General features: G+C 66.4%; 14 protein-coding genes. 10 read left to right on the top strand and 4 right to left on the bottom strand.

Going from position 1 to position 15,394, the window contains the following annotated elements; translation table 11 throughout:
- The coding region (locus A5711_RS08310) for an AAA family ATPase (RefSeq protein WP_156744828.1) at positions 1–1,699 on the bottom strand (1,699 nt) is incomplete at its 3' end.
- A 162-nt stretch (positions 1,700–1,861) separates the two neighbouring features.
- Between A5711_RS08310 and A5711_RS08305 the strand changes: the two genes are divergently transcribed.
- Positions 1,862–2,680 (top strand): SDR family NAD(P)-dependent oxidoreductase, encoded by an 819-nt coding sequence (locus A5711_RS08305; protein WP_067945351.1) that lies wholly within the window; start codon positions 1,862–1,864, stop codon positions 2,678–2,680.
- A gap of 20 nt (positions 2,681–2,700) precedes the next feature.
- Here the strand turns inward: A5711_RS08305 and A5711_RS08300 are convergent, their stop codons facing one another.
- Positions 2,701–3,345: a PAS domain-containing protein gene (locus A5711_RS08300; protein WP_067945349.1), complete on the bottom strand. Its 645-nt coding sequence runs from the start codon at positions 3,343–3,345 to the stop codon at positions 2,701–2,703.
- Between the two features lie 208 nt (positions 3,346–3,553).
- Between A5711_RS08300 and A5711_RS08295 the strand changes: the two genes are divergently transcribed.
- The 9 genes from A5711_RS08295 to A5711_RS08255 all read left to right on the top strand — a co-directional run bounded on the left by A5711_RS08295 (position 3,554) and on the right by A5711_RS08255 (position 13,481).
- A complete protein-coding gene (locus tag A5711_RS08295) occupies positions 3,554–4,219 on the top strand; it encodes a TetR family transcriptional regulator (protein ID WP_067945347.1) in 666 nt (221 codons plus the stop codon).
- A gap of 11 nt (positions 4,220–4,230) precedes the next feature.
- Positions 4,231–4,425: a ferredoxin gene (locus A5711_RS08290; RefSeq protein ID WP_067945364.1), complete on the top strand. Its 195-nt coding sequence runs from the start codon at positions 4,231–4,233 to the stop codon at positions 4,423–4,425.
- A 1-nt stretch (position 4,426) separates the two neighbouring features.
- Entirely contained in the window at positions 4,427–5,674 is a 1,248-nt protein-coding gene (locus A5711_RS08285; RefSeq protein WP_067945345.1) for a cytochrome P450, read from the top strand.
- A 159-nt stretch (positions 5,675–5,833) separates the two neighbouring features.
- Positions 5,834–6,895: an amidohydrolase family protein gene (locus A5711_RS08280; RefSeq protein ID WP_197500964.1), complete on the top strand. Its 1,062-nt coding sequence runs from the start codon at positions 5,834–5,836 to the stop codon at positions 6,893–6,895.
- An 11-nt stretch (positions 6,896–6,906) separates the two neighbouring features.
- Entirely contained in the window at positions 6,907–8,148 is a 1,242-nt protein-coding gene (locus tag A5711_RS08275; protein ID WP_067945343.1) for a Xaa-Pro peptidase family protein, read from the top strand.
- Positions 8,138–9,256 (top strand): Xaa-Pro peptidase family protein, encoded by a 1,119-nt coding sequence (locus A5711_RS08270; protein ID WP_067945341.1) that lies wholly within the window; start codon positions 8,138–8,140, stop codon positions 9,254–9,256. Before A5711_RS08275 ends, A5711_RS08270 begins: the two co-directional genes overlap by 11 nt.
- A 2-nt stretch (positions 9,257–9,258) precedes the next feature.
- On the top strand, positions 9,259–10,248 hold the full coding sequence (locus A5711_RS08265) for an enoyl-CoA hydratase/isomerase family protein (protein ID WP_067945339.1): 990 nt from the start codon (positions 9,259–9,261) through the stop codon (positions 10,246–10,248).
- Positions 10,248–12,665: a CaiB/BaiF CoA-transferase family protein gene (locus tag A5711_RS08260; protein ID WP_231987441.1), complete on the top strand. Its 2,418-nt coding sequence runs from the start codon at positions 10,248–10,250 to the stop codon at positions 12,663–12,665. Before A5711_RS08265 ends, A5711_RS08260 begins: the two co-directional genes overlap by 1 nt.
- A 6-nt stretch (positions 12,666–12,671) precedes the next feature.
- Complete coding sequence (locus A5711_RS08255) at positions 12,672–13,481, top strand: SDR family NAD(P)-dependent oxidoreductase (protein ID WP_067945337.1); 810 nt, start codon at positions 12,672–12,674, stop codon at positions 13,479–13,481.
- On the opposite strand, the gene A5711_RS08250 is transcribed toward A5711_RS08255, so the two are convergent.
- Positions 13,478–14,308: an SDR family NAD(P)-dependent oxidoreductase gene (locus A5711_RS08250; RefSeq protein WP_156744827.1), complete on the bottom strand. Its 831-nt coding sequence runs from the start codon at positions 14,306–14,308 to the stop codon at positions 13,478–13,480. The two genes, A5711_RS08255 and A5711_RS08250, sit on opposite strands and share 4 nt — an antisense overlap.
- 19 nt (positions 14,309–14,327) lie before the next feature.
- Entirely contained in the window at positions 14,328–15,176 is an 849-nt protein-coding gene (locus A5711_RS08245) for a mycofactocin-coupled SDR family oxidoreductase (protein WP_067945332.1), read from the bottom strand.
- Positions 15,177–15,394: the final 218 nt, after the last annotated feature.

The raw sequence follows: 15,394 nt of genomic DNA, 5'->3' as shown, positions 1-15,394 counted from the left end.
GCATCACGTCAGAACCTCCGCCTTGCGCTTCCGCGCAAATCCGGTCAATTGCCTCGCGGAGCGCTGGAACGCCGGCGGAGTGGCCGTCGGTGGCCCTGATGGCAATGCCGTCGAGCAGGAGATCTACGGGCCGAGCGGGCTCCGGCCGCGGCGGCGCCGCGCGAGCCACCGCCGCCGTCATCCCAATGCCGCCGTGCGGGCACAGCCGTCCGCCGAACATCGCCGCCCCCACGGCTTCCAAGTACGTTTCGCGCGCCTGCGCGTCATCGAGCGCCTCCAGCCTCTTCGCGGCATCCAGAAGCCCGACGGCAGAGTCGGATACGGTCGGCGCGCCGGCGTCACCGCTGCGGCTCCTGGCGAAGGCGATCTGTGCGCGAAGTCGTGTCACTTGCGCCCCTTCCAGTGCCGCCAGCGGCGCCGATTCAGCAATGGTGAGCAGTTCCTCCGCGGCGTCGAACGCGGCTACGTCGCGTTTCGCCTGGGCGGCCGCGAGCGCCCTGGCTCCGCGGCGAATCGGGTCGGGTGTCAATTGGGCGGCCCGCTCCAGGAACGCGGCCGCGGCGGCAACGCCCCCTCTGCTTTGCGCCCTATCCGCCGAACGCTCGAGTTGGACGGCGACGGCCTCATCGGGACCCGGCGCGGCGACCGCCAAGTGCCACGCGTGCCGGTCCGGGTCGATGTCTCGGTCGGTTGCCTCGGCCAGCGCTTGATGAGCGCGTCGCCGCTCCATCACGTCAGCGGAGCGGTATGCGGCCGAACGCACCAACGGATGGTGGAATCGCACCCTGGTCCCGACGTCAATCAATCCCGCCGCCTCGGCGCCCGCGGCCGCATCCGGGGCGAGGCCCAGCTGCTCGGCAGCGCGCAGCAACAGTGCCGTATCGCCGACCGGCTCGGCGGCGGCAGTGAGTAACAACTGCTGGGCGTGTTCGGGCAACGACCGAATCCGCCGCAGAAATGTCTGTTCTATCTGTCCGGCTAGGGGCCAGCTATCTGGCCGGTTGAACCCGCCGGCCAGCTCCGCCGCGGTCAACCCCTTCGGTAGTTCGAGCAACGCGAGGGGGTTGCCGCGCGTCTCGGCGACGATGCGGTCGCGTACCTGATCATCCAAGCGCCCGACGATGACCGAATCCAGCAGTGCTCGGGCATCACCGGAATTGAGGCCGCCGATCGTAAGCTCCGGCAGCCCCGCCAGGTCGTCGCGCACGTCGTCGCGCACCGCGAAGACGATCGCGGCCGGCTCGGCGACCAGGCGGCGAGCGACAAACGCCAGCGTTTGTGCCGAGATGTGGTCAATCCATTGCGCGTCGTCAATCAGAACGAGCAGGGGCTGGCTCTCCGTCGCCGCGCCGATCAGGCTCAGCACCGCCAGACCGACCAGGAAACGATCGGGCGCCGGTCCGGCGCTGCGGCCGAAGGCGATGTTCAATGCTTCCCGCTGAGGGGACGGCAAGCGGTCGATGCAGTCGAGCAGTGGCGCGCAGACTTGTTGCAAGGCGGCGAATGCGAGCTCCATTTCGGATTCCACGCCCGCCACCCGGGTCGTGCGGAAGCCTGAGGAGCGCTCGGAGACGAAGTCGAGTAACGCCGTCTTGCCGATGCCGGCTTCGCCGCGCAGCACCAGCACCTGACTTTGGCCGGAGCGCGCAGCGGACGTCACACGATCGAGGGCCGCGCATTCGCTGCGCCGGCCCCGCAAACGTTGTGCCGGGAATGTGTTGGACACGCACACCGCCGCAGGTAAGGGATTGCTCCCTGACCTTACCGACCCCGCCGCCGCTTGGATGACGCGCCGTGGGGTCCGCGCTTTCGTTAAATCAATTGCTTGACTTAACGCGCTCGGCGCCGATTAACTCAGCGGGTGGTCAACGAATTGGACGGCAAGGTCGCCATCGTCACCGGCGGCGCTTCCGGCATCGGTCGCGGGATAGTGGAACGGTTTGTGGCCGAGGGGTCGCGGGTCGTCATCGCCGACATCGAGACCGACGGGGGAGAGGAACTGGCCGCCACGCTGGGCGCCGGCGCCGCGTTTCGGCGGACGGACGTCTCCGATCCCGAACAGGTCGGGGCGCTGATCGCCATTACCGTCGAGAAATTCGGCGGCCTCCACGTCATGGTGAACAACGCCGGCATCTCGAGCCCGCTGCGCCGACTGCTCGACGACGACCTGGGCGACTTCCACCGGGTGATGGGGGTCAACGTCCTGGGAGTGATGGCCGGTACCCGAGATGCCGCCCGCCACATGGCCGAATCCGGTGGCGGATCGATCATCAACCTGACGTCAATCGGCGGCATCCAGGCGGGCGGCGGGGTGATGGTCTACCGAGCATCCAAAGCCGCGGTCATCCAGTTCACCAAGTCGGCGGCAATTGAGTTGGCGCGTCACGACGTTCGGGTGAACGCCATCGCGCCGGGCAGCATCCCCACGCCGATCCTGGCTTCATCGGCCGTGGACGTGGATCCCGATGAACTCGCGCGGTTCGAAGCGCGGATTCGCCAGGGAATGCGTGACGACCGGCCACTGAAGCGGGAGGGCACGCCCGAGGACGTCGCCGAGGCGGCGTTGTACTTTGCCACCGATCGGTCCCGGTATGTCACCGGGGCCGTGCTGCCGGTAGACGGGGGGACGTCCGCCGGGAAGGTGATTCGCCCCCGCAACGATTCGCGTAAGGGTGAGTGACGGCTAAGGGTAGGGCTGCCTCAGGGCCCTTCCGCGGGATGTCCGGCGTGGGTTTCCAGCCGTAGCCTGGCCAGTGCCTCCGCGCGCTTGAGGTCTTGTACACCAGCGCTTTCCATGATCACGCTGTGGGAGTGCGCCAGCACACTGAGCACGGCCTCGGTGGGTAGGTCGGGGAACTGGCGCCCCAGCACCTCGGCCGCGCTCCGTAACTCGAACAGTTTCGGATACGCGCGGTCGGCGGGCGCCGGCGGGACGACTCGGGTGACGTCCTGGGCGTGCTGCAGCACGGCCACGGTCTTTTTGCCCTCCTTGATCGGAGAATTCACCGGCGTCCAAACCTTGTAGACGAACTCGCCCGGATTCCGCCAGTCAGGAATGTCATAGCGCTGCACCCCGAGCCAATGCCGGATCCCGCGACGAAGGACCAACTCCAGCGACGCTGAAGCGTTGGCCACGCCGTCGGCCTCCGGATCGCTCGGGTTGTCGGGGAAGACGTCGAACAGCTGCTTGCCGAGCAGGCCCTCCCGCGGGTGTCCCGACACGCGCTCGCAGGCCGGGTTCACCGCCCGGATGCGCAAATCCGCATCGGTCAACAGGTAGGGAGCCCACTTGGACTGAAACCACGCCGACTCCTCGATCGCCGAGACCCGGCTGGCTGACAACATGACTACCCCCGCAATGATTCACCGTCCTGACACCGCCACGTTGCCGCCGCGCAAGAAGCCATCGTCGCCCAGCGGGACTGCTGGCGGCGAGGGACCTTTGTCACCCGTTCCCCGCTATCTGGCACCGAAGCGACGGCGCACCGGTCGGCAGGGCCCAGAATTAAATCAATTGCTTGACTTAATCAACGGTGCGCGGTTGACTAACCGGGTGACCACCATCGGCCGGACCGTTCGCACGGAGCGGGCCAGCTCAACCCAGGAAGCGATCCTGGTCGCGGCCGAGCGGTTGTACGCCGAGCACGGCATGTTCGCGGTGTCGAATCGGCAGGTGAGCGAGGCCGCCGGTCAGGGCAATAACGCCGCGGTGGGCTACCACTTCGGCACCAAGGCCGACCTGGTCCGCGCGATCGAACAGAAGCACCGCGGTCCGGTCGAACAGCTGCGCGAGCGGATGGTGAGCGAGCTGGTCGAATCGGGTGGTTCGACCGAGATGAGGGACTGGGTGGCGTGCCTGGTGCGCCCGCTCACCGATCATCTCGAAGAGCTCGGCAACCCCACCTGGTACGCCCGTTTCGCGGCGCAGGCCATGACCGATCCCGCGTACTACAACATCATCGTCAAGGGTGCGCTCAGCTCGCCGTCCCTGGTTCAGGTCGTCGAGGGCATCAACGGCTGTCTGCCCGACCTGCCGGCCGAAGTGCACTTTGAACGAAACATCATGGCCCGCAACCTGTTGATGCACACTTGCGCCGATCGGGAACGGGCGCTTGCCGCGGGCGCCTCGCCGCCCCACCGATCCTGGCGGGCCGCCGCATCCGGTCTCATCGACGCGATCGTGGGCCTATGGCTGGCGCCCGTGACTCCGTACGAATGAAGGTTCTGCAGATGAAAGTGACTGTCGACCAAGACGTTTGCGCTTCGTCGGGAAACTGCGTGCTGAACGCCCCGGAGGTGTTCGACCAGCGCGACGACGACGGCGTGGTCGTTCTGCTCAACCCCAATCCATCGTCCGACCAGGCCGAGGGCGCACGGCGAGCGGCCGCGGCATGCCCCGCGCTGGCCATTCACATCGAGGAATGACATGTCAGAGACGCTGACGAACACTTCCGCGGCCGAGGCGGCCCCCGAAATCCCCGATTATCCGATGCCGAGGCAACCGGGCTGCCCCTTCGCCCCGCCGCCGGGCGTCATGGCGCTGGCCGCAGAGGGACCGCTGTCTCGAGTCCGGATCTGGGACGGCAGCACACCGTGGCTCGTCACCGGCTATGAGCAAGTGCGGGAACTGTTCTCGGATTCGCGGGTCAGCGTCGACGACCGGCTGCCCGGGTTCCCGCACTGGAATGCGGGCATGTTGTCCACCGTGCACAAGCGTCCGCGATCGGTCTTCACCGCCGACGGGGAAGAGCACACCCGATTTAGGCGCATGTTGTCGAAACCCTTCACGTTCAAGCGCGTTGAAGGATTGCGTCCGACCATCCAGCGGATCACCGACGAGCACATCGACACGATGCTGGCCGGCTCCCGCCCCGCCGACCTGGTCACTGCGTTGGCGCTGCCCGTCCCATCCCTGGTGATCAGCCAGCTGCTCGGCGTTCCGTACGAGGACGCCGACATGTTCCAGCACCACGCCAACGTCGGGCTCGCGCGTTATGCGACGGGCGAAGACACCGTCAAGGGCGCCATGAGCCTGAACAAGTATCTCGCCCAGCTGGTCGAGGCCAAGATGGAGAACCCCGCAGAGGACGCGGTTTCCGATCTTGCCGAGCGGGTGAAGGCCGGCGAGCTCAGCGTGAAAGAGGCCGCCCAGCTGGGTACCGGTCTGCTGATTGCCGGGCACGAGACCACCTCGAACATGATCGGACTCGGGGTCCTCGCACTCCTGGTGAACCCGGACCAGTTGGCAGTCATCCGCGATGCCGAGGATCCCAAGGTCGTCGCCAGCGCGGTCGAGGAATTGTTGCGCTACCTGAGCATCATTCAAAACGGCCAGCGCCGCGTCGCACTCGAGGACATCCATATCGCCGGGGAGACGATCCGCGCCGGCGAAGGCATCATCATCGACTTGGCCCCGGCCAACTGGGATCCGCACGCCTTCGCCGAACCCGACCGGCTCTACCTGCACCGCTCGGGGGCCGACCGCAACGTCGCCTTCGGTTATGGCCGGCATCAGTGCGTGGGGCAACAGCTCGCCCGCGCCGAGCTGCAGATCGTCTATCGCACCCTGTTCCGCCGCGTACCCACGCTGCAACTCGCTGTCCCGGTCGAGGACGTGCCCCTCAAGGACGACCGGCTCGCCTACGGCGTCTACGAACTTCCGGTGACCTGGTAGCCCGCAGGTCGCTACTGTGACAATGCCGATCCGAATGGAGGGTCAATGATGACGACTCACACAAGCACCGTTTCGCTTTACCCACCCGAAGGCTTCGGCGCCCCGAAGGACCGGCGCGGTCACGCCTCGGGCGCGGATGTCGGCCTGCCGGCGGGAACCGTGGTGTTCTCCGCGGACAATCACATCTCGTTGGCGGACGACATTTTCTACCAACGCTTTCCGGACGACCTCAAGGACAAGGCGCCGCGAATCTGGTACGAGGATGGCGCCTACCAGGTCGGCCGCAAGGGACAGTCGTTCCTGCCCGGTGACTTCAGTGCGGTGCTGATGCAGTACGACGACCTGCCCGGGGCGGCGAGCACCAACATCGAGGCCCGCATCCAGGAGCTGCATGACGACGGAGTCGACAAGGAGTTGGCCTTCCCCAACGCGATCTTGGCGCTCTTCCACTACCCGGACAAGAATCTGCGTGAGCTCGCGTTCCGCATCTACAACGAGTACATCGCCGAATTGCAGGAACGCTCCAACGGCCACTTCTACGGCGCCGGGCTGATCAACTGGTGGGACCCCCAGGGCACCCGCAAGACCCTGGAAGAACTGAAGTCGCTGGGGCTCAAGACCTTCCTGATGCCGCTGAATCCCGGCAAAGGCGATGACGGTAACCCGATCGACTACTCCAGCACTTCCATGAGGCCGGTCTGGGACGAGATCGAGGCCGCCGGTCTTCCGATCACGCACCACATCGGGGAAACGCCGCCAAAAAGCCCGACCGAGTTCAACAGCGTCGTCGTCGGCATGATGATCAACATCGATGGCTTCCGGGAGACGTTCTCCAAGTACATCTTTGGCGGTATCCTCGATGACCACCCGGGCCTGCGGATCGGTTGGTTCGAGGGCGGCATCGCCTGGGTTCCGTGGGCCCTGCAGGACGCCGAGCATCTGGTGGCCTCATACCAGCACATGTTCAACCGCCCGTTGCAGCACGACGTGCGGTACTACTGGGACAACCACATGAGCGCGTCGTTCATGGTCGACCCGCTCGGACTGCAGCTGATCGACAAGATCGGTGTGGACAAGGTGATGTGGTCCAGCGACTACCCGCACAACGAAAGCACCTACGGCTATTCGGAGAAGTCACTGGCCGCCGTGGTCGATGCTGTCGGGCCCGCGGACGCGGCGAAAATCGTGAGCGGCAACGTCACCAAGTTCCTGGGCTTGTAGGGGCGGGGCCGATGACGACGTTCGCGCAAGCGGGTGCGCGCACCGGTAGCCTACTGATCCCCGAGACGCCCGACCTGGACCGCATGCGCCGCGAGACCGGGGCGCGGCTGCGCTCGGCGATGGCCGAACGCGGCGTCGACGCACTGATCCTGCTGGGCAACAGCGCGGTTGTCTATGCCACCGGAACGAGCTGGCCGCTCGGTGACGCGGGCTTGTCCTATGTGGAACGGCCGGTAGCCGTTGTGCTCGCCGGCGATGAATGGCCGCACCTGTTCCTGCCCTTCCCTGAGGGCGTCGCATCGGAGTCAGACCTGCCCGCCGACCATGTGCACGGCCCGTTGTATCTCGAATTCGACGAGGGCGTGCAGGATTTCGCGCGCGTGCTGGCTGACCTGATTCCGGCGCAGGCGGTGATCGCGGTCGATGAGTGCACCGGCGCCATGTCGCGCGCAGCGAAGGCGTTGTTCCGCGGCGGCGCCCCCGTCGATGCGGCGGCCATCGTCAGCGCCGCCAAAGCGGTGAAGACGCCCGACGAATTGTCCTGCATGCGCACCGCCATCCGGATCACCGACGAGGCGATGGTCGAGGTCCAGAAGCGGCTGGCCCCGGGTATCCGCCAGATCGACTTGTCCGCAAGCTTTTTGCGGCGCGCCTTCGAATTGGGTGCGACGGCGAGCATGCTGGAACCGATCTGGCAGGTGATGCCGCCGAGCAAGGCCGAAGGCGTATGGACCACACACGGCGACCTGGCGCTGCCCCTGCTGAGCACCGAGCGCGAACTGGCCGAAGGCGACGTGCTGTGGACCGACGTCAGCATTACCTACCACGGTTACTGCTCGGACTTCGGGCGCACGTGGATCGTCGGCCGGGACCCGTCGCCGCGCCAGCAGGCACAGTTCGACAAATGGTTCGAGATCATGTCCGCCGTCCTGGGTGTCGCCAAGGCCGGAGCCACGGCGGCGGATCTGGGCCGGGCCGCCATCGGCGCCAACGGCGGTAGCAAGCCGTGGCTCCCGCACTTCTACCTGGGCCACGGCATCGGCGTGAACGCGGCCGAAATGCCGATGATCGGAACGGATCTCGGGCAGGAATTCGACGAGAATTTCGTCCTGCAGCCGGGCATGGTGCTGGTCCTGGAGCCCGTGGTGTGGGAAGACGGCACCGGTGGCTATCGCAGCGAAGAGGTCCTGGTAATCACCGAGGAGGGCTGGATCCGATTGACCGACTACCCCTATGACCCGTATGGCAACTGAAGTCCTAGCCGACGATCGCGCGCTGCGCTCGGGCCGCCGCCAGCGTGTGCTGGATCAGATGGCGGCGCAGGACCTCGACGTCCTGGTCCTCGGCCGCCAAGCCAACGTCCGCTACGTCACCGGCGCGCCACAGTTGTGGGTCGCCGGGACCCGGCCGTTCGGCCCGGCGTGTGTGCTGGTGCGTGCGACGGGGTCGATCCATCTCCTCAGCACCTGGGACGAGGGCATCCCCGACGACATTCCGCACGAGAACCTGTACGGCATCTCGTGGAACCCGATGAACACCATGTCGGCGCTGCAGCGCATCGACGGCGCAGCCACCGCCCGGCGGGTCGGAACCGACGCGATATCACCGACTTTCGCGCAACTGCTGCCCACGGCGTTTCCCAACGCGGAGCTCGTGGACGGCGAACTCGCGATGCGGGCCGCCCGGCGCATCAAGACGGCCGAAGAGGTGGTTGCGTTGCGGGAGGCGATCTCGGTCGCCGAATCGGGTTTGGCCGCCGCCGTTTCCGAACTACGGCCCGGGGTGACGGAGCAGGCGCTGGCCGGTGTCCTGCTGGAAGCGGTCGCGGCCGGCGGGGTGAGCACTCCGTCGAACCAGGATGTCGCGTGGGTGACGTCGCCCGATCATCCGTGGCGGCGGGCAAACGGTGCCGGCCGGGTCAATGACGGCGATCTGGTGGCGTTTTCGGCCGGTGTGCTGGCCGGCGGATACATCGGCGAGGTGGGGCGCACGTGGCCGGTGGGCGCCGTCCGCGGCGCGGCCACCTTGTATCGACGCTGGGACGGTCTCTGGGGCAGGTTGCTGGCCGCATGCCGCCCGGGCGCCCCGGCGAGCGAATTGCTGGGCGCCTACCAGGCTGCCGGGGAGGCGCCACCGCCGATGCCGGTGGCCCGCGGGCTGGGCATGGGCTTTGACCCACCGGTGATCTCCACGCACCTGCCGGCGACCGCGGCAGGGGAACGGCTGGAGCCGGGCGTGGTGCTGGCCGTGACGGGCTACGTCTGGGAACAGGGAATCGGTGCGGTCTTCGGGCGCGAAGCCGTATTGATCACCGCCGAGGGCTCCGAGGTACTGACCAACAGTCCTGCTTGGCGCGAATAGCCATGGGCGGCAAGTCTAAACCTTCGGCGGAGGAGATCGTCAGGTACCACAAGGACGCTGAGACCCGCATCGCCACCATCACGTTCGACCGACCGGGCCAACTCAATGCGCCCACGATCGCCGCCAGGCTGCGCTACGCCGACCTGTTACACCGCGCCTCCGTCGACGACGAGGTCAAGGTGCTGGTTGTCCGCGGGGCCGGTGACGATCTCGGCTCGGGCGCGGATCTGGTCGAGGAAATGGCGGCACAGAATTCCGCGGATCAGAAGGACCGGCTGGCCGAGTATCGGATCGGCGACGACGAAATCAGCTTTCCGCCTGAGGGTTCGCTTCGGCGGGGCGCCACCCTGGGCCAGTGGTACGCGAACCCGAACTCGGGGATAAGGGGCCTGCAGGACTTCAAGAAGATCAGCATCCTGGAGGCCAAGGGCTACTGCTACGGCTGGCATTTCTACCAAGCGGCCGACGCGGACCTGGTGATCTCCAGCGACGACGCGCTCTTCGGGCATCCGTCCTTCCGGTATTACGGCTGGGGACCGCGAATGTGGTGGTGGGCGCAGACGATGGGAATCCGGAAATTCCAGGAAATGGTTTTCACCGGAAGGGCTTTCACCGCCGCGGAGATGTACGACTGCAACTTCCTCAACAGCGTGGTTCCCAGGGAAGAGCTGGAAGGCGAGGTGCACAGGTACGCGCTGGCGTGCGCGCGCAATCGCCCCACCGACACGGTGTTCATGCAGAAGGTGTTCTTCGAGATCATGAAGCAGTTTCAGGGCGAGTACATGGGCAGCATGCTCAGCGGATTCTTCGAGTCGATGGGGGGTGCGGTCCGACCCGACGGTGACGACTTCATGCTCGGCGAGGCCATCGATCGGGGTTTGGGCGCGGCGGTGAAAGACAACGACGACAAGTTCCCCCAGGAATGGCGCCTCAGCAAAAAAGGACGCAAGAGCGGGCGCGCCAAGGAGCCGAATCGAAAGCGGAAGCGGTAGTGGCGGAGTCCACCATCGAACCACCGCTGGCCGGCTATACCGTGGTCGAGCTATCCACCGGAATCGCGGGCGCCTACTGCACCAAGTTGCTGGCAGACGGTGGAGCGGACGTCGTCAAAGTCGAGCCGCCCGGAGGTGATCCACTGCGTTCCTGGTCCGCCTCTGGTGCCGTCATACCGCCCGGCGGCGACGGGGCGTTGTTCAGCTTTCTGGCCGGGTCGAAGCGCAGCATCGTTGCGGATTCACGGCTCGACGTCGACGTCGAACTGGTCGACCGGTTGCTGGCGGCCGCGGATGCGGTGGTGTGGTCCGCCGGCTCAGAAGTCGCGCAGCGCCCCGAGTTCGCACCCGCGGCCATGCACCGCCGTCATCCGCACCTCACCGTCATGTCGATCACGCCGTTCGGACTGGAGGGGCCCTGGCGCGATAGGGCCGCCACCGAATTCACGTTGCAGGCTTGGTCTGGCGGGATCGTCGGCCTCGGTCGTGGCGAGGCGGACCGCGCCCCGGTGTTTGTGGGAGGGCAAGTCGGCGAGTACCTGGCCGGGGCCTTCGCGAGCGCGGCCATGCTGGCATCACGCCATGGCAGCAGCGGTGATGGCCCGGGCGAAATTATCGACCTGTCGATGCTGGAAACGCAGATCCTTTCCCTCACTTACTATCCCGTCACCTATTTCGAGATGCTCGGGCGGCCGTGGCGGGACGCGCGCCGTGTCACCGTACCGGGTGTGGCGTGCGCCAAGGACGGACTGGTGGACGTAGGCTGCGGAACCGCGCAGCAGTGGTTCGACTTGTGCGCGATGGTCGGTCACCCCGAATGGATCGACGAGGACTCAGCGCTGACGATCACCGAGCAGGCCACCCTCAACGCCGACGAAATCTATGCCTGGTTCGAGAGCAACACCGTCGACGAGATACGGGAACTCGCAACCGCCTTCCGGATCCCCAACGCCCCGGTTGCCAACGGTGCCAACATCGCATCCCTCGACCAGTTCCGCGAGCGCGGATCGTTCGTTGAGAACCCGGGCGGCCGGTTCCAGCAGCCGAGCCATCCCTACCGGATGACGCCCGCGCTGCTTCGCCGGCCGCAACCGGCGCCGCGGCTCGGCGAACACACGGCGCAGTACCGGACCGCTGACCTGACACCCCGCCCCCTGCCCTCTGGGGATGGGAGCCAACTGCCCCTGAGTGGGATTCGTGTGCTGGACATGACGACGTTCTGGGCCGGCCCCTGTTGCACCCACCTTCTGGCGATGCTGGGGGCGGAAGTCATCCATGTGGAATCAACACGCCGTCCGGACGGGACCCGGCTGATCGCGGGCGTGCCCGTCACCGAGAACCAGTGGTGGGAGAAGTCGCCGATATTCGCGGCGCTGAACACCAACAAGAAGGGCCTCACGCTGGACCTGCAAAGCCCGCGCGGCCGGGATCTCCTGCGCCGGCTCATCGCGACCTGCGACGTGGTCGTGGAAAATTTCACGCCACGGGTGCTCGACCAGATGGGCCTGGATTTCACCGCGGTCCAGTCGATCAAGCCCGACGTCGTCATGGTGCGGATGCCAGGCTTCGGGCTTGAGGGCCCATGGCGCGACAACCCGGCATTCGCGTATGTCATCGAGGCCGCATCCGGATTGACGTGGCTGACCGGATACGCCGACCGCACACCGTATGACCCGTACTCGATCGGTGACCCGAACGCGGGCGTGCATGCGGTGAATGCGGTGTTGCTGGCGCTGGAACACCGGCGCCGCAGCGGCAAAGGTGTGTTCGTCGAGGCGGCAATGGTGGATGCCGCGCTCAGTATCGCCGCCGAGCAGGTCATCGAATACTCTGCGTACGGGGCGTTGCTGGAACGCGCGGGCAACCGGGGACCGACGGCGGTACCGCAAAACCTCTACCGCAGCAACGACATCGACGAGTTCGGCCGGCTCGACAGCTGGGTCGCGATCGCGGTGAGCACCGACCAGCAGTGGAAGGGCTTGTGCGCCGCGATCGGGTCGCCCTCGTGGGCAAGGGATCCCAAGCTGGCCACCGCGCGGGGCCGGAAAGAGCATGAGGACGCTATCGACGAACGGTTGGCCGCGTGGTGTGCGGGACGCGGTCGCGACGAGATCGTCGCCACTCTTTGGGGCGCCGGGGTCCCGGTCGCCAAGGTCATGCAACCGCACCGCCAAACGGAACTGGAGCAGCTGACGTTTCGCGGCTTCTTCGAGGAAGTCGACCACCCGGTGAACGGCCCGGCTAGGCTCAGCACCGTGCCGATGAGGCTGTCCGCAGGGCCGTCGAAGTTCCACACCCAGCACGCGCCGCTGCTGGGGCAGCACAACCATGAATTGCTGGCCGAGCTGGGGTTGAGCGGCTCGGAAATCGCCGCCCTGGAAGCCGACGGCGTTATCGGCTGCACACCGGCGATGTGACCGACGATGGCAATCGATCCCTCGGACATCATGCTCACCGGCCGGGTGGCGGTGGTCACCGGCGGGGGAGCGGGCATCGGTCGTGGTGTCGCGGCCGGTCTCACCGCGTTCGGTGCGACAGTGGCGATCTGGGAGCGTGACCCGCAAACCTGTTCTCAGGCTGCGGAATCCATTGGCGCACTGGGCATCGTGACCGATGTCCGGGACAGCGGCCAGGTGGACGACGCGCTGCAGCGCACGAATGCCGAACTCGGCACGCCGACGATCCTGGTCAACAACGCCGGAGGGGTGTTTTCGTCGCCCCTGTTGGAAACCAGTGAGAACGGTTGGGATGCCCTTTACCGGGCCAACCTGCGTCACGTGCTGCTGTGCACCCAGCGCATCGCGAGGCAGCTGGTCGCAGCCGGCATCGGGGGCAGCGTCATCTCGGTGACATCGATCGAGGGGGTGCGCGCCGCGCCGGGCTACGCCGCGTACGCGGCGGCCAAGGCGGGCGTCATCAACTACACCCAGACCGCCGCGCTGGAACTCGCGCCGCACGGTATCCGGGTCAACGCGATCGCACCCGATATCACGCTCACCGAGGGGCTGGCACAGCTCGGCGGCGAGACGGCGCTGACCCGAGTCGGAGACGTGGTTCCGCTGGGGCGCCCGGGTCACGTCGACGAAATCGCCGGCGTCGCGGTCTTTCTCGCATCCAACATGTCGGCGTACCTGACCGGGCAGACTTTGCACGTCGACGGGGGCACCCACGCGGCGAGCGGTTGGTATCACGACCCGAAAACAGGCGAGTACCGCCTCGGCCCGTCCGCCTAGTGGCTCCACCCCTCGGCGGCCTGGTCTGAGAAGGTGCGGTCGATGCGTTCGAACCTGCGACGGATCGACGCGCGGGCGGCCTCGTGCGGCAGCACGTACAGGCGATTGGCCAGGATCGCGTCCGCCGTCAACCGGGCGACATCTGCCACGCGTACGCCCTCGTCCTGCGTCGGTAGCGTTCCGTCCGCCGCCTTCGGCGAAGACGACAGCCCGTAGTCCGCACCGCGGATCCGTTCCGAGTTGGAGACCAGCTTGGTCTCAACGACCATCGGGCACAGCACCGAAACGCCGATGCCGTTGTCTTTCACCTCGCGGGCGAGCGTCTCGGCCAGGCCGACCACACCGTATTTGGCGACACCGTAGGTACCGAGGCCGGCGTTGGGAACGAGGCCGGCGAAGGACGCCGTGAACGCGAGGTGTCCGCCCGTGCCCTGTTCGAGCAGCCTCGGCAGGAACGCCTCGACGGCGTGGATGTTGCCCCACAGGTCGATATCGATGACCCAGCGCCAGTCCTCGTGCGTCATCTGTGCGATCGGGCCGGCGACCACTATGCCGGCGTTGCTGAAGACGACGTCGACGCGGCCAAGCAGGCGGAAAGACTCCTTCGCGAGGTGAACCATTTCGTGGAGATGCCGTACGTCGCATACCACGCCGTGCGCGTCGAATCCCTCTGCGCGCAGGTGGTTTACCGCCTGCTCCAGGCCCGGCTGATCGACGTCGGAGAGCACAACGCGGGCGCCCCGGCGGGCGAATTCGGTGGCCGTGGCCAAGCCGATGCCACTCGCACCGCCCGTGACGACCGCTCCACGACCTTCAAATCCGGCAATTCCGTTCACAGACCGGATGCTACTTAAGGCAGCTACCCGCATCGATGGGCAGGGTCACGCCGGTGATGTAGCGGGATTCGTCGGAGGCGAAGAACAGCACCGCATTGCTGACGTCGATCGGCTCCACCCACGGAATCGGCATGGTGTGGAACAGCTGGCAGATCGGCGCCATGTCGTCGGGACCGGGGTTTTCCAGGTCCGGGCGGAACATCTTGAAAGTGCCCTCGTTGTGCAGCATCGGCGTCTTGACATGGGTCGGGTGAACCGAGTTGACCCGAATCATGTGCTGCCCCAACTCAACCCCGAAGGCGCGCATCAACCCGACGACACCGTGTTTGGCGGCGACATAGTGACCGGTGTGAGGGTAGGCCTTCAGGCCGCCGACCGAGCTGGTCAGGATGATGGAACCGCCGCGGCCGCCCGACAGGAGGTGCGGCACACCGGCTTTCACGGTTTTCCATACGCCCGCCAGGTTGATGTCGATCATCTCGGTCCAGTCTTGTTCGCTGGTTTTGTCCAGAGTGTCGCCGCCGTTGCCGATCCCGGCATTCGCCACGATGATGTCGAGCCGGCCGAGTTGCTCGACGCCGCCGTCCAGGGCGGCTTTCAGCGCCTCGTAGTCGCGCACGTCGACCTCGGCGGTGACGATCCTGCGGTTGTGCCCCTTGACCAGGTCGGCCGTCTCCGCGAGATCCTCGGGCGTGGAGGCCGGGATCGCGGTGTCGGTCACGCCCTCGCGGATGGGCTTGCAGATGTCGATGGCGATGATGTCGGCACCCTCTTGGGCCAACCGCACCGCATGGCTGCGGCCCTGACCGCGCGCCGCCCCGGTGACGAAAGCGACTTTGCCCTCAACACGTCCGGTCATGGCTACCTCAACTCCTGACTAGTGATCGCCTGCCTCAGCGCGAAACGTCCGTTACCGCGTCCCCGGCCTGCGCACGTCGCCGCCTCTGCACTCTGACACCACCCACTCTTGAGTGTCAACGGCGAATCCATTTTCGCTATTTGTCATTCTAAATATTAGAGAATCTGATTCTCATCAGCAAATGACGTGCGGTATTTGATCAGGTCAGGGATGGCGCC

The sequence above is a fragment of the Mycobacterium sp. E2238 genome, from assembly GCF_001672665.1.
Classification (GTDB): domain Bacteria; phylum Actinomycetota; class Actinomycetes; order Mycobacteriales; family Mycobacteriaceae; genus Mycobacterium.
This window is presented reverse-complemented; position numbering and strand designations above follow the sequence as displayed.